23 protein-coding genes and 1 tRNA gene are annotated in these 19,638 nt (G+C 61.4%); 8 read left to right on the top strand and 16 right to left on the bottom strand.

Going from position 1 to position 19,638, the window contains the following annotated elements; translation table 11 throughout:
• Positions 1–184: 184 nt before the first annotated feature.
• The 3 genes from gpt to P3R82_RS17610 form a co-directional block, all read right to left on the bottom strand.
• Complete coding sequence (gpt, locus tag P3R82_RS17620) at positions 185–682, bottom strand: xanthine phosphoribosyltransferase (RefSeq protein ID WP_283194758.1); 498 nt, start codon at positions 680–682, stop codon at positions 185–187.
• A gap of 192 nt (positions 683–874) precedes the next feature.
• Entirely contained in the window at positions 875–1,717 is an 843-nt protein-coding gene (locus tag P3R82_RS17615; RefSeq protein ID WP_283194757.1) for a universal stress protein, read from the bottom strand.
• Positions 1,718–1,824: 107 nt separating this feature from the next.
• On the bottom strand, positions 1,825–2,598 hold the full coding sequence (locus P3R82_RS17610) for a competence/damage-inducible protein A (RefSeq protein ID WP_283194756.1): 774 nt from the start codon (positions 2,596–2,598) through the stop codon (positions 1,825–1,827).
• Positions 2,599–2,884: 286 nt separating this feature from the next.
• Here P3R82_RS17610 and wrbA point away from each other — a divergent pair, with 286 nt between their 5' ends.
• Positions 2,885–3,481 (top strand): NAD(P)H:quinone oxidoreductase type IV, encoded by a 597-nt coding sequence (gene wrbA, locus P3R82_RS17605; protein WP_183899759.1) that lies wholly within the window; start codon positions 2,885–2,887, stop codon positions 3,479–3,481.
• Positions 3,482–3,917: 436 nt separating this feature from the next.
• On the opposite strand, the gene P3R82_RS17600 is transcribed toward wrbA, so the two are convergent.
• Positions 3,918–4,002: transfer RNA gene (locus P3R82_RS17600), tRNA-Leu, on the bottom strand.
• Positions 4,003–4,032: 30 nt separating this feature from the next.
• Complete coding sequence (locus tag P3R82_RS17595) at positions 4,033–4,419, bottom strand: VanZ family protein (RefSeq protein ID WP_283194755.1); 387 nt, start codon at positions 4,417–4,419, stop codon at positions 4,033–4,035.
• Between the two features lie 198 nt (positions 4,420–4,617).
• On the opposite strand from P3R82_RS17595, the gene ilvA reads away from it, so the two are divergent.
• Positions 4,618–5,868, top strand: coding sequence for a threonine ammonia-lyase (gene ilvA, locus P3R82_RS17590; RefSeq protein ID WP_183899761.1), 1,251 nt, complete (start codon positions 4,618–4,620; stop codon positions 5,866–5,868).
• Positions 5,869–5,930: 62 nt separating this feature from the next.
• Positions 5,931–6,260 carry an HlyU family transcriptional regulator gene (locus P3R82_RS17585; protein WP_283194754.1) on the top strand — a complete coding sequence of 110 codons (330 nt, stop codon included), beginning with the start codon at positions 5,931–5,933 and terminating at the stop codon, positions 6,258–6,260.
• Between the two features lie 58 nt (positions 6,261–6,318).
• Here the strand turns inward: P3R82_RS17585 and P3R82_RS17580 are convergent, their stop codons facing one another.
• Positions 6,319–6,474, bottom strand: a complete 156-nt coding sequence (locus tag P3R82_RS17580) for a hypothetical protein (protein ID WP_283194753.1) — start codon at positions 6,472–6,474, stop codon at positions 6,319–6,321.
• Between the two features lie 17 nt (positions 6,475–6,491).
• On the opposite strand from P3R82_RS17580, the gene P3R82_RS17575 reads away from it, so the two are divergent.
• Positions 6,492–7,772: a sensor domain-containing diguanylate cyclase gene (locus P3R82_RS17575; RefSeq protein WP_283194752.1), complete on the top strand. Its 1,281-nt coding sequence runs from the start codon at positions 6,492–6,494 to the stop codon at positions 7,770–7,772.
• Positions 7,773–7,841: 69 nt separating this feature from the next.
• Here P3R82_RS17575 and P3R82_RS17570 read toward each other — a convergent pair whose 3' ends face one another.
• The gene (locus tag P3R82_RS17570; RefSeq protein ID WP_183899765.1) at positions 7,842–8,456 is read right to left on the bottom strand and encodes an FMN-dependent NADH-azoreductase; all 615 of its coding nucleotides are present in this window, start codon (positions 8,454–8,456) and stop codon (positions 7,842–7,844) included.
• Here P3R82_RS17570 and P3R82_RS17565 point away from each other — a divergent pair.
• Together P3R82_RS17565 and P3R82_RS17560 are read left to right on the top strand one after the other, a co-directional pair.
• On the top strand, positions 8,446–8,601 hold the full coding sequence (locus P3R82_RS17565; RefSeq protein ID WP_183899766.1) for a hypothetical protein: 156 nt from the start codon (positions 8,446–8,448) through the stop codon (positions 8,599–8,601). The two genes, P3R82_RS17570 and P3R82_RS17565, sit on opposite strands and share 11 nt — an antisense overlap.
• Positions 8,601–9,569 carry a LysR family transcriptional regulator gene (locus tag P3R82_RS17560; RefSeq protein ID WP_283194751.1) on the top strand — a complete coding sequence of 323 codons (969 nt, stop codon included), beginning with the start codon at positions 8,601–8,603 and terminating at the stop codon, positions 9,567–9,569. Before P3R82_RS17565 ends, P3R82_RS17560 begins: the two co-directional genes overlap by 1 nt.
• Before the next feature lie 31 nt (positions 9,570–9,600).
• Here the strand turns inward: P3R82_RS17560 and P3R82_RS17555 are convergent, their stop codons facing one another.
• The 4 genes from P3R82_RS17555 to P3R82_RS17540 all read right to left on the bottom strand — a co-directional run bounded on the left by P3R82_RS17555 (position 9,601) and on the right by P3R82_RS17540 (position 13,547).
• The gene (locus P3R82_RS17555; protein WP_283194750.1) at positions 9,601–11,589 is read right to left on the bottom strand and encodes a bifunctional 2',3'-cyclic-nucleotide 2'-phosphodiesterase/3'-nucleotidase; all 1,989 of its coding nucleotides are present in this window, start codon (positions 11,587–11,589) and stop codon (positions 9,601–9,603) included.
• A gap of 123 nt (positions 11,590–11,712) precedes the next feature.
• Positions 11,713–12,045: a PilZ domain-containing protein gene (locus tag P3R82_RS17550; RefSeq protein WP_183899770.1), complete on the bottom strand. Its 333-nt coding sequence runs from the start codon at positions 12,043–12,045 to the stop codon at positions 11,713–11,715.
• Positions 12,046–12,134: 89 nt separating this feature from the next.
• Complete coding sequence (locus P3R82_RS17545; protein WP_283194749.1) at positions 12,135–13,016, bottom strand: DMT family transporter; 882 nt, start codon at positions 13,014–13,016, stop codon at positions 12,135–12,137.
• A gap of 69 nt (positions 13,017–13,085) precedes the next feature.
• Complete coding sequence (locus tag P3R82_RS17540; RefSeq protein ID WP_283194748.1) at positions 13,086–13,547, bottom strand: Lrp/AsnC family transcriptional regulator; 462 nt, start codon at positions 13,545–13,547, stop codon at positions 13,086–13,088.
• A 163-nt stretch (positions 13,548–13,710) separates the two neighbouring features.
• Here P3R82_RS17540 and ald point away from each other — a divergent pair, with 163 nt between their 5' ends.
• Positions 13,711–14,829, top strand: a complete 1,119-nt coding sequence (gene ald, locus P3R82_RS17535) for an alanine dehydrogenase (RefSeq protein ID WP_283194747.1) — start codon at positions 13,711–13,713, stop codon at positions 14,827–14,829.
• Positions 14,830–14,892: 63 nt separating this feature from the next.
• Here the strand turns inward: ald and P3R82_RS17530 are convergent, their stop codons facing one another.
• The 5 genes from P3R82_RS17530 to P3R82_RS17510 all read right to left on the bottom strand — a co-directional run bounded on the left by P3R82_RS17530 (position 14,893) and on the right by P3R82_RS17510 (position 18,680).
• Positions 14,893–15,363 (bottom strand): DUF1203 domain-containing protein, encoded by a 471-nt coding sequence (locus tag P3R82_RS17530; RefSeq protein ID WP_283194746.1) that lies wholly within the window; start codon positions 15,361–15,363, stop codon positions 14,893–14,895.
• 75 nt (positions 15,364–15,438) lie between these two features.
• Positions 15,439–15,999 carry a GNAT family N-acetyltransferase gene (locus tag P3R82_RS17525; RefSeq protein ID WP_283194745.1) on the bottom strand — a complete coding sequence of 187 codons (561 nt, stop codon included), beginning with the start codon at positions 15,997–15,999 and terminating at the stop codon, positions 15,439–15,441.
• 2 nt (positions 16,000–16,001) lie between these two features.
• Positions 16,002–16,871 carry a 3-mercaptopyruvate sulfurtransferase gene (gene sseA / locus P3R82_RS17520; protein ID WP_283194744.1) on the bottom strand — a complete coding sequence of 290 codons (870 nt, stop codon included), beginning with the start codon at positions 16,869–16,871 and terminating at the stop codon, positions 16,002–16,004.
• Between the two features lie 21 nt (positions 16,872–16,892).
• Entirely contained in the window at positions 16,893–17,633 is a 741-nt protein-coding gene (locus P3R82_RS17515; protein ID WP_283194743.1) for an alanyl-tRNA editing protein, read from the bottom strand.
• A gap of 6 nt (positions 17,634–17,639) precedes the next feature.
• Complete coding sequence (locus tag P3R82_RS17510) at positions 17,640–18,680, bottom strand: cysteine synthase A (RefSeq protein WP_183899778.1); 1,041 nt, start codon at positions 18,678–18,680, stop codon at positions 17,640–17,642.
• A 231-nt stretch (positions 18,681–18,911) separates the two neighbouring features.
• Between P3R82_RS17510 and P3R82_RS17505 the strand changes: the two genes are divergently transcribed.
• Positions 18,912–19,559, top strand: coding sequence for a ChrR family anti-sigma-E factor (locus P3R82_RS17505; RefSeq protein WP_283196372.1), 648 nt, complete (start codon positions 18,912–18,914; stop codon positions 19,557–19,559).
• Positions 19,560–19,638 lie beyond the last annotated feature (79 nt).

Raw genomic sequence — 19,638 nt, 5'->3', positions numbered from 1 at the left:
GTCTTTCCAGTGTCGCGCCCGCGACCGCCCCTACCCAATCAACAGGCGGCGCCCTTGCCGCCTGAAGCCATATGATCATACGGCGGACGGCGAGGGCCGGACAGCGAATTTGGTGATGTTAGTAAACAAAGATTGGAACAATTTATGGTTGCTTCAGTCTTTGTGCAAGCAAGGCGCTGGAAAATCAGCCCTTGGTGCTCTTGGCGATCGGTTCCTGATAGCTGAAACCCATATCCCACGGGAAGTAGATCCAGGTATCCTGGCTCACCTCGGTGACGAACGTATCGATGACAGGCACACCCTGTGGTTTTGCGTAGACGCAGGCGAAATGTGCCTTCGGAAGCAGCGTGCGGACCTCGGAGGCCGTCTTGCCGGTATCCGTCAAATCGTCGACGACGAGCACGCTTTCGCCGCCATCTTCAAGCAGTTCCGCTGCGATCCCCTTGAGCAGCATCATCTCGCCCTGGTTCACGTAATCGTGGTAGGACGCGACGCAGACGGTCTCGATCAGGCGGATGTTCAGCTCGCGCGAAATGATGGCGGCCGGCACGAGGCCGCCGCGGGTGATGCACACGATCGCCTTGAACTCGCGGTTCAGGCCGGCGAGACGCCAGGCCAGCGCGCGCGCGTCGCGGTGAAATTGATCCCAGGAAACAGGAAAGGCTTTATCGGGAAGGGACATTGGCTCGCTCCGAGGCATGAATGATGACACGCCGTTTGCCGGCGGCCGGACGCTCTTCCGTTTCCTTCGTCAAACGCAAATCGCGCAGCCGAGACTGCGCGATGGAAGGACCGAAGCCGGAGCTCGTCGTCGGTCGTGGCAATTAGCGGAATTTGGTTGCAAAACGCAAGCCCCCGCTGTCGGAGCCGCCTGCTAGCGCGAAAGCAGCGTCATCGCCGTCATGGAATGCAGCAGCGATTTCGTCGTGCCGCCGAAGATCATCTGCCAGAGCCGCGAATGCGTGTAGGCGCCCATGACCAGCAGGTCGATGCTGCTGTCGGACAGGCGGTTCTCGATAACGGCCGACGTGCTCTTGTCCGAGGTTGTCGCCGTCGCAAGGGTGACGTTGACGCCGTGGCGTGCAAGGGTCGCGGCGATTTCCGCACCCGCAACCTCTGCCGATTGCAGCGCGTTGTCGACCGGATCGACGGAGAAGACCTCCACTTCGTCCGCGGCCTTCAGGAAGGGCAGGGCGTCGAACGTGGCGCGCGCGGCCTCCTTCGAGCCGTTCCAGGCGACGAGCACCCGCTTGATCGGCTTCGGCTGGCGTATGATGAAGGGGATCATCAGAACCGGTCGTCCGCTTTCGAGCAGGAAATTATCGACATCGACGTGACTGTCCGACGGTATTGCCGGATCGGCCTGCGAGGCGACCAGCAGATCGGCGCTGCGGGCGCTCTCGATCAGCGGCGCCGAGCCATAGCCGCTCGAGGAGGCAAAGCTGCGCCACTCGAACGAGACGCCCTCGACCTCCGCCTTGCGGCGAACGATCGTCTCGATCTTGACTTTTTCGGCATGCGCCATCTCGTGCAGCGCCTGCATCGCGACGGGATCGGGAATCTCCATGGGCGCAACGAGCGGCACGACGGAGACCGTTTCGGCATGGAGCCCGATCACATGGGCATCGTGTTCAGCCGCCAGCGCGAAGGCCAGATCGGCGACGGCGGCGCAATTGTCTGAAGTATCGAGAATCGCAAGAATCGTTTTGTAAGACATGTGTATCTCCTTGCTCGGATGAAAAACTCCGTAAGAGAAGCAATGCGCTTGGCCGGCATTTGTTTCCTTGACCGAGATCAAGCCGCATAGGCCGGTGTCGAAATAAATTAGGCCTCCGCCGAATGGTTTTCCAGGATATCCCGCTCGCGGCGAATACCTTCGATCATCGCAGCGACGTCGGCGCCCGCGGCATCGATCACCGCCTGCGAGCGGCCACGAACGACGATCTCGGTCGAGAACTTCTGGCCGACATAACGCGGATAGGAACCGATGCTGGTGTCCGGATGCGCCTTCTGGATCGCCGCCAGCGGCGTCCCGATATCGCCTTCGCCATAGGGGCAGGAGATCGCCAGCGACAGCACCGGCGTTCCGGTCCGCAGGGTCGGGATCACCGCGTCCACCATCGCCTGAAATACCTGTGGCACGCCGGCCATCACATAGACGTTGCCGATGACGAAGCCGGGCGCTGTGGAGACGGGGTTGGGAATGTGCGTCGCGCCAACAGGCATGCGCGCCATCCGCTGGCGGGCCTCGGTGAACTCCATGTCGCGGCGCTTGTACATCTCGCCGAGCAGCGCCATCGCCTTCTCGTCATGATGGCAGGCAACACCGAAGGCCTTGGAAACGGCATCAGCGGTGATATCGTCATGGGTCGGCCCGATGCCGCCGGAGGTGAACACATAGTCGTATTTTGTCCGGAGCGCGTTCAGCGCCTCGACGATCGCCTCCTCCTCGTCGGCGACGATGCGGACTTCCTTGAGGTCGATGCCTGAAAGCAGCAGCATATCGGCGAGGTGGCCGATGTTCTTGTCCTTGGTACGGCCGGATAAAAGTTCGTCGCCGATTGCCAGAATGGCTGCGGTCACAATCTGTTGGGTCATTGCAGGTCTCTGTCTTCATCTTTGGCGTCGAGCTTATACCAAATAGGGCAAACGGGAAGCCTGCGCCCATGCATACGCAAATGTGAACGCAAGCCAAAAGCGTGCGATAAGATTGAACAGTCCGTCTTCCGTGGCGCCACTGGCCGCCGCCAGGCTCTTGCGCTAGCTATCGCCTAGACAAAATGCGTCGTGGGCGTTCTTTATGATCCGCGAATTCATCAAACGAATTTTGGTCGGTGCGCCAATCGCAGCACCCGCCGCAACCCGGAGAGAGGAAACTGCTGAGATGGCTAAGGTTCTGGTTCTTTACTATTCTGCGTACGGCCACATCGAGACGATGGCATATGCCGTTGCCGAGGGCGCGAAATCCGCCGGTGCCGACGTGACCGTCAAGCGCGTGCCCGAGCTGGTGTCGGAAGAGGTCGCCAAGGCATCGCATTTCAAGCTCGACCAGAAGGCACCGATCGCCACCGTGGACGAACTCGCCGAATACGACGCGATCATCGTTGGCGCCGGCACCCGCTTCGGCACCGTCGCATCGCAGATGCGCAACTTCTGGGATCAGACGGGTGGCCTCTGGTTCGCCGGCAAGCTGGTCGGCAAGATCGGTTCGGCCTTCACCTCGTCCGCCACGCAGCACGGCGGCCAGGAATCCACCATCCTCGGCTTCATCCCGACCTTCCTCCATCAGGGCATGGTCGTTGCCGGACTTCCCTATGCTTTCCAGGGCCAGATGGGCGTTGACGAGATCAAGGGCGGCTCGCCCTATGGTGCGTCCACGATTACCGACGGCGACGGTTCGCGCCAGCCCTCGGCGATCGAGCTCGACGCCGCCAAGTTCCAGGGCGCGCATGTCGCCAAGCTTGCGGCCAAGCTCGCCTGAGCCAGAAACGCCTGAAACAGTGAAGGCGCGGCCTCGGGCCGCGCCTTTTCATGTGTGGCGTCGAAACGCCGTCATAATATCAAACTGTCGCTGCTGATTGCTGCTGTCGTCTAATCTTAGAATCCGCTGAATTTTGCCGTGTAGACGAACAGCGGTACCGCGAATGCTGCCAATGCGATCAAGAATGCCGTGCCTGTTTTAAACAGTCTCAGGCGCCGTGTTCTGGCGCCATCCCAATCGTAAACCATCGTCTTACTCCCACCACAAGACAAGCTTTACAAATACACGCCCTAAAGCCGTAGCTTTGCTGACGGGCGGCATACAAACACATTCTAACGTTGCAAGAAAGAGATATTATTAAGTAGTTAAGCGGAGTCTCATATATGCATCGCAGCCGCTCGTCGTATCTTCGGCTATTCTTGGGCGGCGGAGGAGTTGGTGCGGGCGGCGGGGATCGAACCCGCATAGCCAAGGCCGAGAGATTTTAAGTCTCTTGCGTCTACCAGTTTCGCCACGCCCGCGCAGGCTTCTCATTCAACGACTGCGGCGATTCAGTCAAGGGCATGCGTGCGCTGGCAGGCGTCAAGATGCTTCGCTCTCGCGGCGCGAACCCTGTTGAAAATCGATCCGGCAAAGACACCGATCGTGCCGCCCACGGCTTTCACGCCGGCGTCCTGAAGGCGCGCATGGCGGGTGGGTGAGAGATATTGCAGGTATTCGATGAACAAGGCACCGGCGATCAGCAGCACGGCGACCATGATCCAGTGCCGGGGATAGGCCAGTGCGAAGGCGAGGCCGACGACCAGATAGGCGAGCGCCCTGTCGATGTTGACTGACGTAATCGTATGGGGACGAAGGCCGATCGGCGAAACCGTTACGAAGATGATGGCGGCGAGGAGGAGCCAGGCGATCGGCTTGGAAAGTTTGTCTGCTGTCATAAAACTCACAATAATCATCTCGTCGGGCGGTTTCTCCGCACGATTGCGTTATCTCGATGGCGCAGCAGGCGTTATGCCGGCGCTTGTCCGAGCGCGCGTGCCACCAGCGCCCTACCGAACCGTTGTGGTTGAAAATGGGCTTCTTTCGATTGTCTGCCTATGGCATAGCGTTGGGCGCAATAACAAGGGACCGTGACCGTGACCAGACAGAATGTCGAAGCTGCCGAGGAGGCTCTGCGTGGCCTTTTTCCGGCAACGCCGCTGCAACTCAACGAGCATTTGTCCGCTCGCTACGGCGCCGATATCTGGCTGAAACGCGAGGATCTGTCGCCCGTCCGTTCCTACAAGATCCGCGGAGCCTTCAATTTCTTCCGCAAGCGCATCGAGGAAGGCGCCTCGGGCAAGACCTTCGTCTGCGCGTCGGCCGGCAATCATGCGCAGGGCTTTGCCTTCGTCTGCCGCCATTTCGGCGTTCCGGGCGTCGTCTTCATGCCGGTGACGACACCGCAGCAGAAGATCGACAAGACCCGCATCTTCGGCGGCGAGTTCATCACCATCAAGCTGACAGGCGACTTCTTCGACCAGTGCTACAAGGCCGCACGCGACCACGTCGAGATGATCGACGGTGTCATGGTGCCGCCGTTCGATCATGAGGATATCATCGAGGGTCAGTCGACGGTGGCCTCCGAGATCATGCAGCAGTTGCCCGAGGGTACGGTGCCCGATCTCGTCGTCCTGCCTGTCGGCGGCGGTGGCCTGGCGGCCGGCGTCAGTGGTTATCTGAAGGACACCGTTGCGAGCACCGGTTTCTTCTTCGTCGAGCCGCTTGGCGCGCCAAGCCTCAAGCGCAGCATCGAGGCCGGCGAGGTGGTGACGCTCTCCAAGGTCGACAACTTCGTCGATGGCGCGGCCGTTGCCCGCATCGGCGACCTGAATTTCGCGGCGCTGAAGGACTTCCCGAGCGATCAGGTCATGCTGATGCCCGAAAATGCGATCTGCGTGACGATCAACGAGATGCTGAACGTCGAGGGTGTGGTGCTGGAGCCGGCCGGCGCCCTGTCGCTGACGGCCATCGCCACGATGGATCCCGAAGCGATCCGCGGCAAGACGGTGGTCGCGATCGTTTCCGGCGGCAATTTCGATTTCGAGCGGCTTCCCGACGTGAAGGAAAGGGCCATGCGTTACGCGGGCCTGAAGAAATACTTCATTCTCAGGCTTCCGCAGCGCCCGGGCGCGCTCCGCGACTTCCTCAACCTGCTCGGCCCCGACGACGATATCGCCCGCTTCGAATATCTGAAAAAGACCGCCCGCAACTTTGGCTCCGTCCTGATCGGCATCGAAACCAAGGCGCCGGAAAACTTCGCGGCGCTGTTCGCGAATTTCGAGGCGTCCGGCATCGGTTTCGAGGACATCACCGAAAACGAGATCCTCGCCAACCTCATCATTTAACTTTGACGGTAGCGGCCCTATCTAACCCTGACGGCATCGCCCATCACAATAAAGGCGTATCAATGGCTTCGATATTTTCCAGCATTTTCTCCATGTTCTCGGGCGGCGGGAAGCCGCCGGGCGCGGCTTCTTCCAGCGTCGCTTCCGATCCGCAGCCCTATGCCGATTGCACGATTTACGCCGAACCTCTGAAGGAAGGCGGCCAATACCGTCTGGCCGGCCGCATCGAGAAGACGGTCGGCGACGAGTTGCTGGTGCGCAATTTCATCCGCGCCGATATGTTTTCGTCGACGGATGATGCCATCGAATGCACCGTGCGCAAGGCGCAGCAGATCATCGATCAGAACGGACCGTCCCTGTTCAGCGACGGAGCCAAGGTTCGCCAGGTCTGATCACCGAAGGCTGGCGGGCGGCGACAGTTGCGTGTCGCGCAGCCGCGCCGCCATTCCCTCATGCTATTTTAAAACATTGCGGCGATCCTGCGGTCACCAGATCGAGCAGGAATATCCAGTGCCACAAAATGCCCGCAGCATCGCCGTTTCCAATGTCGCCGACAGCATGGTCGGCGTCGCGCGGCATGGCGGTACCGGGCTGGCGCAGCCGCATCGCGGGAGGTCTCGGCGTTGATCGCGAACGTCAATCTGATCCTCTTCATCGCCGAAGCCATCGGCTATTTCACGCTGATGGTGACGCTGCTGCATTTTCGCGCCCGCATCGGTCTCGGCATTTTCCTGACCGCGCTCGGCGTCATGCACTTCATGGAGACCTATCTCGCGGCGGTCTTTTATATCGAGCTGCCGTTCGGCATCGTCTCGCCGGGATCGTCGGTGTTCTTCACCGGCAAGCTGATGATGATCCTGATGCTCTATCTTCAGGAAGATGCCGCCGTCGTCCGCCAGCCGATCTACGGGCTCTTCATCGGCAACCTGCTGACGGTCGCGATCGCCTGGATCGTGCAATGGCACGCGCCGCTACAGCTTACGCCGGAGACCGTCCCGAGCGACGCGTTTCTGAAGGAAATGGGTTGGCTGATGCTCTGGGGCACGGCCATCCTCTATCTCGACGCGATCGGCATCATCCTGCTTTATGAGCGGCTGGGCCGCTATCTGCGGCACCGTCCCGTGCTGCGCTTCATGATCTGCGGCTTCGTGATGCTGACCTTCGACCAGATCGCCTTCTTCGGCGCGCTGCACTATTCGGTCGGCGTGCCGGTCGCCGCTTTCTGGGGTGGGTGGAAGGCGAAGATGCTCGCCGTGTGCATCTACACGGTGCTCTTCGCGATTTACGAGAAATGGATCGGTCACGCCGTCACCACGTCAAGCGTGCGTCCGATCGGCGATATCTTCAGCGACCTGACTTTCCGCGAACGCTACAACGATCTTCTGAGCCGCACCGGCCGCGACGTGCTGACCGGACTTTACGACCGCACCCGAATGGAACTGGAGGCGCCGGTCATGATCCGCGAATCGCTGCGCCAGGGACAGTCGGCGACGGTCATGATCCTCGACGCCGATCACTTCAAGAACGTCAACGACGTGTTCGGCCACCTGCAGGGCGACGATGTCCTGCGCGCCATCGCCGCGCGGCTCGGCACGATCCTGCGGGCAGGCGACCGGGTGTTCCGCTTCGGCGGCGAGGAATTCGTGGCGATCTGCCCCTTGACCGATCAAGCCGAGGGCTTGCGCCTTGCCGAAAGGTTGCGCTGGACGATCGAAAACAGCGTTTCCACGCCCGATGGCAAGCCGGTTACGATCAGCATCGGCGTGGCGACGACCACCGAGGACGGCGATGTCTTCACCGCCATCCTGTCGTCCGCCGACGAGCGGCTTTATCAGGCGAAGAAGAACGGCCGCAACTGCGTCTTCGGCCGGAGCGGTGTCCACGAGTTCACGGTCGCCGGCTGATCGCAATTTTCCGCAAATAAAAAGACGGCCGGCAAGCCGACCGCCTTCATGAACCGGCTGCCGCTGATATCAGGCGGCGAGCGCGAGTTCTTCGGCGCGTGCCTTGGCCGCGCCCACAGCCTTCTCGGCGGCCTCGGGGCCAAAGGCCAGGCCTTCGACATAGATGGTCTCGACATCGGTGATGCCCATGAAGCCCAGAACGGTCTTCAGATAAGGTACGGCATGGTTCATGCCGGCGGCCGGACCCTGCGAGTAGACGCCGCCGGAGGCGAGAACGACATAGACCTTCTTGCCGGTGGCAAGGCCGACCGGACCGTTTTCGGTGTATTTGAAGGTCATGCCGGCGCGGGCGACGTTGTCGATCCAGCTCTTCAGCGACGAATAGATGTTGAAGTTGATGAGGCCGGTGCCGATGACGATGGTGTCGGCGGCGAGCAGTTCGTTGACCAGTTCGTCGGAGATCTTCGCGGCTTCGTTTTCCTCGACCGTGCGGGCGTCCGCGGGCTTGCGGATGGCGCCGGTGAACAGGTCGTTGATGTGGGCGAGCGGGTTGGCGGCGAGGTCGCGGCGAACGACGACGCTACCGGCCTTCTGCGCCTGGAGCTTGCCAGCCAGGTCCACGGCGATATCGGTCGAAAGCGAGTCAGCACGCGGGCTGGATGTCAGAAGCAGAATGGACGACATGATTGATAATCCTTTGGTCTTTGCGTTTCCGGGTCGATTTGGGGATGATCGAACCGCGTCTTCGGGAGAAGAAATAGGTCTGGCGGCCTATCGAAAAAACTGGGATAATGTCGATCAAGACTATCGATCGATTGGATGGATGTGATGTTGCCGAACCCGACACTGGACCAGTTGCAGGTTTTCCTGACCGTTGCCGAAACCGGCAGCTTCTCGGCCGCCTCCCGCGTGCTCAATCGCGCCCAGTCGGTGGTCAGCTACACCATCGCCAATCTGGAATCGCAGCTCGAGATGCAGCTGTTCGAACGTTCCGGCGCCCGTCAGCCGAAGCTTACCGAAGCAGGCAAGGCCATGCTCGAGGACGCCCGTCGGCTGATGACCGACCTGCAGGTGATGCGGGCGAGGGTGAAAAGCCTGAAGGAAGGCCTGGAGGCCGAGGTCGACGTGGCGATCAGCGTCATGGTGCCGTCGCAGGCGGTCGTCGCCGTGCTCAGGGAATTCCGCGATCGCTTTCCCTCCGTCACGCTCAATCTCAGCGCCGGTGAACTCGGCATGGTCATGGACGCCGTTCTGTCGGGCAAGGCGACGATTGGCATCGGCGGAGCGCTCCTGAAGCAGGACGATTCGATCGCCGTCGAAAAGATTGGTCATTCCTTCATGATCCCGGTCGCCGCGCGCTCCCACCCGCTGGCGGATATCGAAGGGCCGTTGACGCTCGCCGATGTTCGCGAGGAGGTGCAGCTCGTCGTCACCGACGCCTCGGGGCTCACCAAGGGGCGCGATTTCAACGTCTTGTCCTACAAGACCTGGCGCGTCAGCGACATCGCCACCAAGCATGCGCTGATCCGTGGCGGTCTGGGCTGGGGCGGTCTGCCGGCCTCCATCATCCGGGAAGATCTTGCCAATGGCACGCTCGTCCATCTCGACCTGCCGGCCTATGAGCAGGGCGAATACCCGATCTACGCGATGCGCCGGATCGCCAATCCGCCGGGGCCGGCCGCCACATGGCTGATCGAAGCCTTCCAGTCGCGGCTGTCGGCCTGCCCGAACCATGCCGATTTCACGGCGTCGCTGAACGAGATCAAGGCTCCCGACCTGCCGCTCGCGGCGGAGTAGGCGAGGCGCTCGGCCTCGCCTGTCTCAGGTTCTAGAGAACCAGTCGGAACTTGGCGAAACCATCCGTTCCTTCGCCTGCGTCCTCGATCTTGGCTCCCTTGACGTCGGCGATGAACTGTTTCGCCTTCGGCCCGCTCTGGAAGGTCGCGGTCGCACCCGTCACGGGCTTGAAGGTCCAGTTTCCGTCGGCGGCGGGATTGATCGTTCCCTGTTCGTACACATAGCGCACGATCACGTCGCGGTTCGTATCGGGTGCCTGGAACACCACCTTGTCGGCCGCGATCTCGGGGAACTTGCCCCCACCGCCGGCGCGGTAGTTATTGGTCACGACCACGAACCTCTGCTTCGGATCGATCGGCTTGCCTTCGAACGCAAGGTTCTGGATGCGGTTGGAACCGGCGTTGATCGCGTTGCCGTCATTGTCGTATTTGCGCGGCTGCGCCAGATCGATCTGGTAGGTGACGCCGTCGATCACGTCGAAATTGTAGGAGGGGAAATCGGCGTTCAGAAGCTCGGCGTCCTTCGTTCCTTCCTTGATCTCGTTGAACATCCCTGCCGACATCTCCAGCCAGTTCTTCACCTGCTCGCCGGTGATGACGACGGCCTGAACGGTGTTCGGATAGAGATAGAGGTCGGCGATGTTCTTGATGGCGAGATCGCCGGCCGGAACATCCGTATAATAATCGACGCCGCCACGACCGCCGGCTTTGAAGGGAGCCGCCGCCGAGAGCACCGGCAGATCCTTGTATTCCGTGTCGGCGAGCATCTGCTTGATGTACCAGCTCTGCGCCTGGCTGACGATCTGCACCGAGGGATCGTCGGCCACCAGCGCGAAGTAGGAATAGAGCGGCGCCGATGTCTTGCCGACGGGGGTGCGGACGTAAGCGAGCGTCGCCTCGTGCTCGGCCTTGGCGGCGTCGATAACCTCCCTCTTGTCGCCGACATCCGCCACGACCTTCTTCTTGTCGTCGCGGTGATAGATCGGGCGGGCCTCCGAGGTGAAGTCGACGATCTTCCAGCTCTTGCCGTCTTTTTCGAGCAGAAGGTCGATCAGGCCGAGATGCGAGCCCCAGAAGCCTGCCATGACGGCGGGCTTTCCATGCAGCGTTCCCTTGACCGGATCGGCGTTCGAAATGCCGTCCCAGGTCTTCGGCCCGGGGAAGACGAGGTGCTGGTGGCCGGTAAAGATCGCATCGATCCCGTCGACGGCGGCCAGATGCAACGAGGCGTTCTCCATCTTGTCGGTGGGGGCGCTGCCGTCGATGCCCGAATGCGAGAGCGCGATGACGATATCGGCGCCGGCTTCCTTCATGACAGGCACCCAGGCCTTGGCCGCCTCGACGATATCGCGCGTCTGCGCCTTGCCCTCGAGGTTCTTGATGTCCCAGAGCATGATCTGCGGCGGAACGAAGCCGATGAAGCCGATCTTCACGGGGCTCTCGTTGCCGGCCCCGTCCTTGATCATCTTTTCGACGATGACGTAGGGCTTGAAGAAGAGCTCGTCGTTTTTCGGATCGGAGGCGAGCTGGCCCTTGGTCAGGTTGGCGCAGATGAACGGGAAGTTGGCACCACCAAGCACCTTGAACATGAAATCGAGGCCGTAGTTGAACTCGTGATTCCCCAGCGTGCCGACGGTGTAGCCGAGCGTGTTCATCGCCTTGATCACGGGATGGACGTCGCCGTCCTTCAGGCCGCGCTGATAGGCCATGTAGTCGCCCATCGGGTTGCCCTGCAAGAGGTCGCCATTGTCGATCAGCAGCGAGTTCGCCGCCTCGGCGCGGATCGTGTCGATGATCGTCGCGGTGCGCGCCAGTCCCATCGTGTCGTTCGGCTTGTCGGCGTAGTAGTCGTAAGGGAAGACGTTGACGTGAATATCCGTCGTTTCCATCAGCCTGAGATGCGCCTGGTTGGCGGCGGCGCGCGCGGTGAAGGGATGCAGCAGAACCAGCGCGGAGGTGGCGGCGATGCCGGTGAGAAGCGAACGACGGCTCATGGGTGGAAGTTCAAAACTGGAAGACATGAAAACTCCTTCGAAAATTCACGCGACGCCCGCCCGGCGGCGAGAGTAGGATGATTTTCGAAGGAGTAAACCCCGTAAATGACAGGGGAATATCGGTTCCGCTCTACGCGTGGCCGATATTGCTCATCGCGCCAGTACCGGCTTTACCTCCTTGTGGAAGAACCGGAAGTAGGATGCGACCTGGGCGCGGGCGTTGGAGTTCGGGTCGAACTGGATGCCGACGCGGCCATTGTGCGTCCAGCGGATGATGCCGTGGAGAACGCCGAGATCGTCGGCGAGAATCTGCACCCGGCTGCCGGAAGCTGCATGCAGCGGTGCGCGAACTTCCACCGCCACGCCCGAGATGGACATGTTGAGAATGCGCGCATCGACTTCCTTGGTCAGGTAACGAACCTTGCCGAAGAGCCTGCAGGGTTTGCGCTCGGCCTTGCGGGTAATAATGTTGAGATTGTGCATGACGCGTCTCCCAAATTGAACTGGAGACAGCATACGTCGCGTAGATTGAAATCGATTTATACAATTCACTAAAATTGCACGGTCGTTTTTTACATCCGCGTTGCTTCCCGGCGCGCCACGATATGCTCGCGCCAGATCGTGAAAATGCCGGAGGCGACGACGATGACGGAGCCGATGATCGTGTTTAGGCTCAGCGTCTCTCCGTAGATCGTCACGCCGATGATCGAGGCGTAGACGAGCTGCAGATAGGTGAGCGGCTGCACGGCGGCGGCGTCGAGCATGTCATAGGCTCGGATCAGGAAGTAGTGGCTCGCGATGCTGGTCATGCAGACCAGCGCCATCCAGATCCAGTCCGTGGGCGCCATCCAGGTCCAGTAGAACGGCCCGACGAGCGTCATCGCGATGGCGCCGACGACACCGGTATAGAAGAAGCTCGTCATCGACGAATCGTCGCGGCTGACCAGTCGGGTGGCGATGACGTAGAAAGAAAAGAGGAAGCAGGATAGCACCGCCAGCAGCAGCGTGACGTCGAAGAAGCCGCTGTCGGGCTTCAGGATCAGAAGCACGCCGATCAACCCCGCGCCGATCGCCGTCCACCGCCGCCAGCCCACACGTTCGCCGAGCAGCGGGATGGCGAGAAGCGCGATCAGGATCGGTGTCGCCGAGAAGATCGCCTGCGAGCGCGCCAGTCCAATGACAGCGAAGCAGCTGATCACCACGACCACCTGGGCGGCGAGCAGCAATCCGCGGATCACCTGCAAGACCGGCCGCTTGGTGCGCGCCGTGGCGACAATGCCGCCGCGCATCTTCGCGGCCAGAAGGACGGTGAAGAGACCGAATGCCCAATAGCGGATCATCGTCACGAAGACGGGCGGATAGGCCCCGCCCAGATGTTTCGAGATGCCGTCCTGAATGGAAAAGATGGTGATCGCCAGAAGAACGAAAATATAGCCCCGGGTCTTCGATTTCATGGCGTCTTCTTATTGCACGGGCTCTCGCCCCATTCCGGAAACCCGCGCGCGGGTGATTCCGCTCTTCCGCTACAAGCCCACATTGGGCCGGTCGATCACCTCGCGCAAGGCGAAGCTTGAATTGATCTTGACGACATGGGGCAGGGCCGAAAGCCAGTCGCGATGGATGCGCTCATAGTCCTCCAGATCGCGGGCCGCGACGCGCAGGATATAATCGTATTCCCCAGACATCAGGTAGCAGACGAGCACGTTCGGGCAGCGTTTCACGGCGGTCTCGAATTCCGAAAGCGTCTTGGCGAACTGGCCCGAGAGCGAGATATGCACGATGGCGATCATCTTGTAGTCGAGCGCCTTGGGCGAGACATGCGCGTGATAGCCGAGGATGACACCGCTGCGGTCGAGTATGTCGAGCCGCCGGGAGCAGGCCGATGCCGACAGTCCCACCTTGGTGGCCAGGTCCGCGTTGGTGATCCGTGCGTTCGATTGAAGTGCTTTCAAAATGGCATGATCGATGGCATCTAGTTCCGACATTCGAAGAACTTTCGATTATTGCGTCCGAAACGCATCTTTCTTCGAAAAATGCCCTTCATGCAAATCCTCTTTGCAAGGACATTTCGCGCGCGGGGTGATTGGATTTCGCTTGTGAACGCTTCGCGGGACGAGGCTTGAAAAACAAACGAGGAGGAGCGCCCCGATGCGCGTCGGTTGTCCGAAGGAAATCAAGAATCACGAATATCGCGTCGGCCTGACGCCAGCCGCCGTTCGCGAATACGTCGCGCATGGCCACGAGGTCTGGATCGAGACGAAGGCGGGCTCCGGCATCGGCGCCGACGATGCTGCCTATGCCGCGGCAGGCGCGAAGATCGCTTCTTCCGCCAAGGACATCTTCGAAAAGTGCGACATGATCGTGAAGGTCAAGGAGCCGCAGCCGTCCGAATGGGCGCAGCTGCGCGACGGCCAGATCCTCTACACCTATCTGCATCTGGCGCCGGACCCCGAGCAGACCAAGGGCCTGCTGTCGTCGGGCGTGACCGGCGTCGCCTACGAGACGGTCACCGACGACCGTGGCGGCCTGCCGCTTTTGGCACCGATGTCCGAGGTTGCCGGTCGTCTTTCCATCCAGGCGGGTGCTACGGCGCTGCAGAAGGCCAATGGCGGCCTCGGCATTCTCCTGGGCGGCGTGCCCGGCGTGCTGCCGGCCAAGGTCACCATTATCGGTGGCGGCGTGGTCGGTCTGCACGCGGCGCGTATGGCCGCCGGCCTTGGCGCGGATGTCACCATCCTCGACAAGTCGCTGCCGCGCCTGCGCCAGCTCGACGATCTTTTCGGCGGCCGCATCCATACCCGCTATTCCAGCATTCAGGCTCTGGAGGATGAAGTCTTCTCCGCCGATCTCGTCATCGGCGCGGTGCTGATCCCGGGTGCCGCCGCGCCCAAGCTCGTCACCGGCGAAATGCTCTCGGGCATGAAGAAGGGCTCTGTTATCGTCGATGTCGCCATCGATCAGGGCGGCTGCTTCGAGACATCGCATGCGACGACCCACTCCGATCCGACCTACGAGGTCGACGGTGTCGTCCATTATTGCGTCGCCAACATGCCGGGCGCGGTCCCGGTCACCTCGGCGCAGGCGTTGAACAATGCGACGCTCGTTCACGGCCTGGCGCTCGCCGATCGCGGTCTGCGCGCCATCGCGGAAGACCGGCATCTCAGAAACGGTCTCAACGTCCACAAGGGGCGCGTCACCAATAAAGCCGTTGCCGAGGCGCTGGGCTACGAGCCTTACGCCGCGGAAGCCGTGCTCAACGTGGCGTAAGGTCCATCGCGCTGCGTCAACTGAAGCCGGTTGCGCTCTCCGCAGCCGGCTTTTTTCCGTGATTCAACCGTCGATCCGGCACTGATAGCAATTGTTGCGCGCCGAGCGAACATGCACATAGGCCACTTCGGGCCTGCGCAGGAGCTCCGTCGCATAGGCAGGGATATCGGCGACCTCCGTCACGGCGCCGGTGCCGTAGACGATGCGGTCGTTGGCACCATAGCCACGCAGGATGAAGTTGGGGCTCGTCGTCAGGACAGGTGGCAGCACTTCCTCGGCCTCATAGCGCTCACAGCGCTTTTGGTGCAGGAACACAGGTCCCGTCTCCGCGTAGGGCTGCAGCTGCGGGAAGGGACGGTAGGCGAAGACGTAAAGCGCGTCGCCCGAATCGATGTTTTTCAGGCAATGGCGGCAGGGGTGTCCCGGCCCATCGGAAATCATTGTCTCCGGCGAGTGACCATAGGCATCGTTCCCGCCGTTCCAGATCGTCTCGGCGTCGGCGGTCGGCATCGCGGTGAAAGATAAAGCGGTCATGGCAAGTCTCCTTTTGAGCTTGCCATGAATGCGCTTCAACCCGAGTGGAAACCACCCGATCCTTGCGCGCGCCAGCTAGCTTCTCTTCGCCAGCTCAAGCAGTTCCTTGTCGCTGAGCGGCCGCACGATCGCGGTGCCCGTGGACACCGGAGAAAATCCGAACATCTGGTAGAGCTGCAACGCCCGGGGATGGTCGAGATTGTTGGTCGTCGTGGTCACGCGCAAAGGGTTCTGCGTCCAGATCGCGTAGAGCGCCTGCAGCAGGAACCACTTGCCGATCCCAAGACCCAGCGCATGCTCCATCAGCCCGAAATGGCTGAGCTCGATCGTATCCTCGTCGACGGTCAGATACTCGTAGAACCCGGCCGGCGCCCCGTTCACGTAGAGCACGCAGATCGTGTTGCGCTTGTCGTAGAGCGTGGCGGCCAGTTCCTCGTCGTTCATCCTCAGGCGATCCACCCACTGCCATCGCGCGCCGACCTGGCGATAGAGATAGCGGTAGAACGGCAGCGGAATTTCCGGCGCGCGCATGATGGCGGTCTGGATATTGACCGGCACCGGCAGGCTCGTCTTCGGCGCCGCCGTCATCTCGAGGCGGGTCACATGGGCCTTCAGCGAAGAGGGTGCTTTTGCCATGGTCAAGCTTTGATCGCTTCCGCGAGACCGGTCGCGACGGGCGTGTCCTGCCGGCTGCCCCACTCGCTCCACGAGCCGTCATATAGCGCGTTGTCGTCATGCCCCACGCTTTCCAGCGCCAGCATGATCACGGCGGCGGTCACGCCCGAGCCGCAGCTCGTCACGACAGGCTTGGAGAGGTCGATTCCCGCATCTGATATCATCGTCTTCAGCGTTGCCACGTCCTTGAAACGGCCGTTGGCCGAGAGGCTGGTTGCCGGCAGGCTGCGGGCGCCGGGCATGTGGCCCGAACGCATGCCGGCGCGCGGCTCGGCTTCCTCGCCGGTGAAGCGGCCGGCGCCGCGCGCATCGGCGATCTGCGCCGAACCGTCATCGACGATCTCGCGCATGGTCTCGAAGGGGATGACCTTGTCGGCCCGGAATTTCGGCTTGAAAACCGCCGGCGTCGGAGTGGCTGTTCCAGTCTCGAGCGCACGTCCCTCGGCCTTCCAGCCGTCAAGGCCGCCATCCAGAACGTAAACGTCCTTGGCGCCCATGGTCCGCAGCATCCACCAGACACGCGGCGCCGAGAAGAAGCCCATGCCGTCATAAACGACGATCGTGTCCGTCTCTGAAATGCCGAGCTTGCCGACTTCGGCGGCGAAGAACTCCGGCGAGGGCAGCGAGTGCGGCAGACCGGTCGCGTGGTCGGCTATCGCGTCCTGATCGAAGAACACGGCGCCGGGAAGGTGGCCCGCCGCATATTCGTCCTTGGCGTCGCGCTTGTGCGCCGGCAGATACCAGGAGGCGTCCACCACCTTGAAACCTGAAGTCCCCAGCTGCTTTTCGACCCAATCGGCCGAAACGACGAAGCGGCTCGTGGTTTCGCTCATGCTGCTCTCTCCAATCAATGCTTACGCGTCGTCGCCGGGAGCGCCGAAACGGATACGGAAGCGGCGGTTCTCCTTGCCCTTCTTCTCGATCTTGGCGATGTGAATCCGTCCTACTTCCCGCGTCTTGGACACATGTGTGCCGCCGCAGGGCTGGCTGTCAATCGCTGAGTTCTCGCCGATGCAGACGAGGCTGACGCGACCGAGCCCGATCGGCGGGCGTACGTTCTTGGATTTGACGATCCCGGGATTGGCCGCCAGTTCCTCGTCCGTGATCCATTGCAGGTAAACGGGGTGGTCTTCATCGACCAGCGCCATCAGCTTGGCCGTCACCTCGTCCTTGTCGATCGTATCGGTCATGTCGAAGTCGACACGGCTCTCCTCCTCGCCGACGGCCGCGCCGGTGATCGGATAGGAACAGACGACGGACAGCAGATGACAGGCGGTGTGCATGCGCATCAGCTTGTGGCGACGCTCCCAATCGACATGAAGTACAAGCTTCTCGCCGACCTCGGGGCTTGCCTGCCCCTCATCAAGCGGAACATGGATGATGATGTCCTTGGCCGCGCCGTGCTTTGTCTGCCCCAGCGTGATCCGGCTGCCATCCGCGCGCTCGAGGAAGCCGGTATCACCCGGCTGGCCGCCCGATGTGGCGTAAAGGCAGGTCTGATCGAGCTCGATGCCCCCGTCTTCGTGGATGGCGGTGACGACGGCCTCGCAGGTCGAGAGATAGAAGTCGTCACGGTAGAGGGCATTAACGGGCATCGGGCCTCACGCTGCGGGTTCGTATGGGATCTTGATATCGACGGGCGAGGTCATCCATGCCGGCAGCGGCAGCGACTTCGATGTCAGGAAATCGGGATTGAAGAGCTTCGACTGGTAGCGGTTGCCGTAGTCGCAGAGAATGGTCACCACCGTGTGACCCGGGCCGAGATCCCTGGCGAGCCGCACCGCGCCCGCGATATTGATGGCCGACGAGCCGCCGAGGCAAAGCCCCTCATGCTCGACGAGATCGAAAACATAGGGCAGGGCTTCCGCATCCGAGATATTGTAGGCGAAGTCGGGCGTGAACCCTTCCAGATTGGCGGTGATGCGCCCCTGGCCGATGCCCTCGGTGATCGAGTTGCCCGACGACTTCAGCTCGCCGTTCTTGTAGAACTCGTAGAGTGCCGCCCCATCCGGGTCGGCGATGCCGATCTTGACGTCCTTGTTGAAGCCCTTCAGCCCGATCGCCGTGCCGGCGAGCGTCCCGCCCGAGCCCACGGAGCAGATGAAGCCGTCGATCTTGCCTGACGTATCCGCCCAAATTTCCTTGGCCGTCGTCTCGATGTGCGCCTGCCGGTTGGCGACATTGTCGAACTGGTTGGCCCAGATGGCGCCGTTCGGCTCGGTCTTCGCCAGCTGTTCGGCCAGTCGTCCGGAAACCTTCACGTAATTGTTGGGGTTCTTGTAGGGCACGGCCGGCACTTCGACGAGCTCGGCGCCGAGCAGCTTCAGCGCGTCCTTCTTTTCCTGGCTCTGCGTCTCGGGAATGACGATCACGGTGCGGTAGCCCAGTGCCTTGGCAACGACGGTCAGGCCGATGCCGGTGTTGCCGGCGGTGCCCTCGACGATCACGCCGCCCGGCCGCAGCAAGCCCTTCTTCTCCGCGTCACGAATGATGTAAAGCGCCGCGCGATCCTTGACCGATTGCCCCGGATTGAGAAATTCCGCCTTGCCGAGAATGGTGCAACCGGTCGCTTCCGACGCCCCCTTGAGCTTGATCAGGGGAGTGTTGCCGATGGCTTCTAGGACGGAAGGGTGCACGGTCATGGAATCTGCCTCTTTGAAACACTTAGTTTAGGAACGGTCTTTTCCCTTCACAAGGCTGGGTTGGCAAGAAATCCTATTCCTCGCCCCAGACTGCCACGGTAAAATTAGACTTCCGCCCCCCCGATCGGCCTGCGATGCCGCGATTGGGGGCCGTCTGTGATCTGAACATTGACTTTCATCGTATGGACGATGACAAAGCAATCACTGAAAGCGGAAACGACCGAAACCATCATGGTTCACGAGCATATCGACACGGTCGATGCATTGATGGCGTACTATGTTGCCGGTTCCCTTCCCGAGCCGGCGCGGGTGCTCGTCGAATCGCATCTGGAGATGAAGCCGGATCGTCGGATGCTGGTACGGGATTTGGAGTTCCTGGCCGGTGAGGCCCTGGAGCAGACCTCCGAAACAAGGCTGGACGATCGCGATGTCAGATTGGCGCGCATCTTCGCATCCGCCACGCCCACCGAGCCGAAGTCGCCGCCGATCGCCAGTGCAAAGCCGGGGACTTTCCCGCGCGCCCTTCGCCGCCTCGTCGGCTTCGATGTCGACACGGTGCCGTGGAAAACCAAGCTTCCCGGTTTCAAGGAGTATTCGGTCGATATCGACGGCTGCGAGGTCAGCGTCATGTGGATCAAGCCCGGCCGAGCGCTGCCCGCCCACACCCACAAGGGTATGGAGCTGACGCTCATCATCGACGGCGCCTTCAACGACACGCGCGGCCGTTTCGGCCCCGGTGACATCTCGGTTGCCGATGAGACGATCGATCACCGTCCGGTGGCCGAAAAAGATCGTCCCTGCATTGCATTTTCCGTTCTTGACGCCCCCATCAAACTGACCGGGTCCTTCCGCCAGCTGATTGGCGACCTGATCGGCTGAAAGCAGCCACAATAGCGTGATAGAGCCATTATCCCGGGAGGTTGAGAGGAACTTCCGGGCCCGTTTCGACGTTTTTCGA

The sequence above is a fragment of the Rhizobium sp. AN80A genome, assembly GCF_030053015.1.
Lineage (GTDB): Bacteria > Pseudomonadota > Alphaproteobacteria > Rhizobiales > Rhizobiaceae > Rhizobium > Rhizobium metallidurans.
The sequence above is the reverse complement of the archived record's forward strand: the minus strand, read 5'-3'. Positions and strand labels throughout refer to the sequence as shown.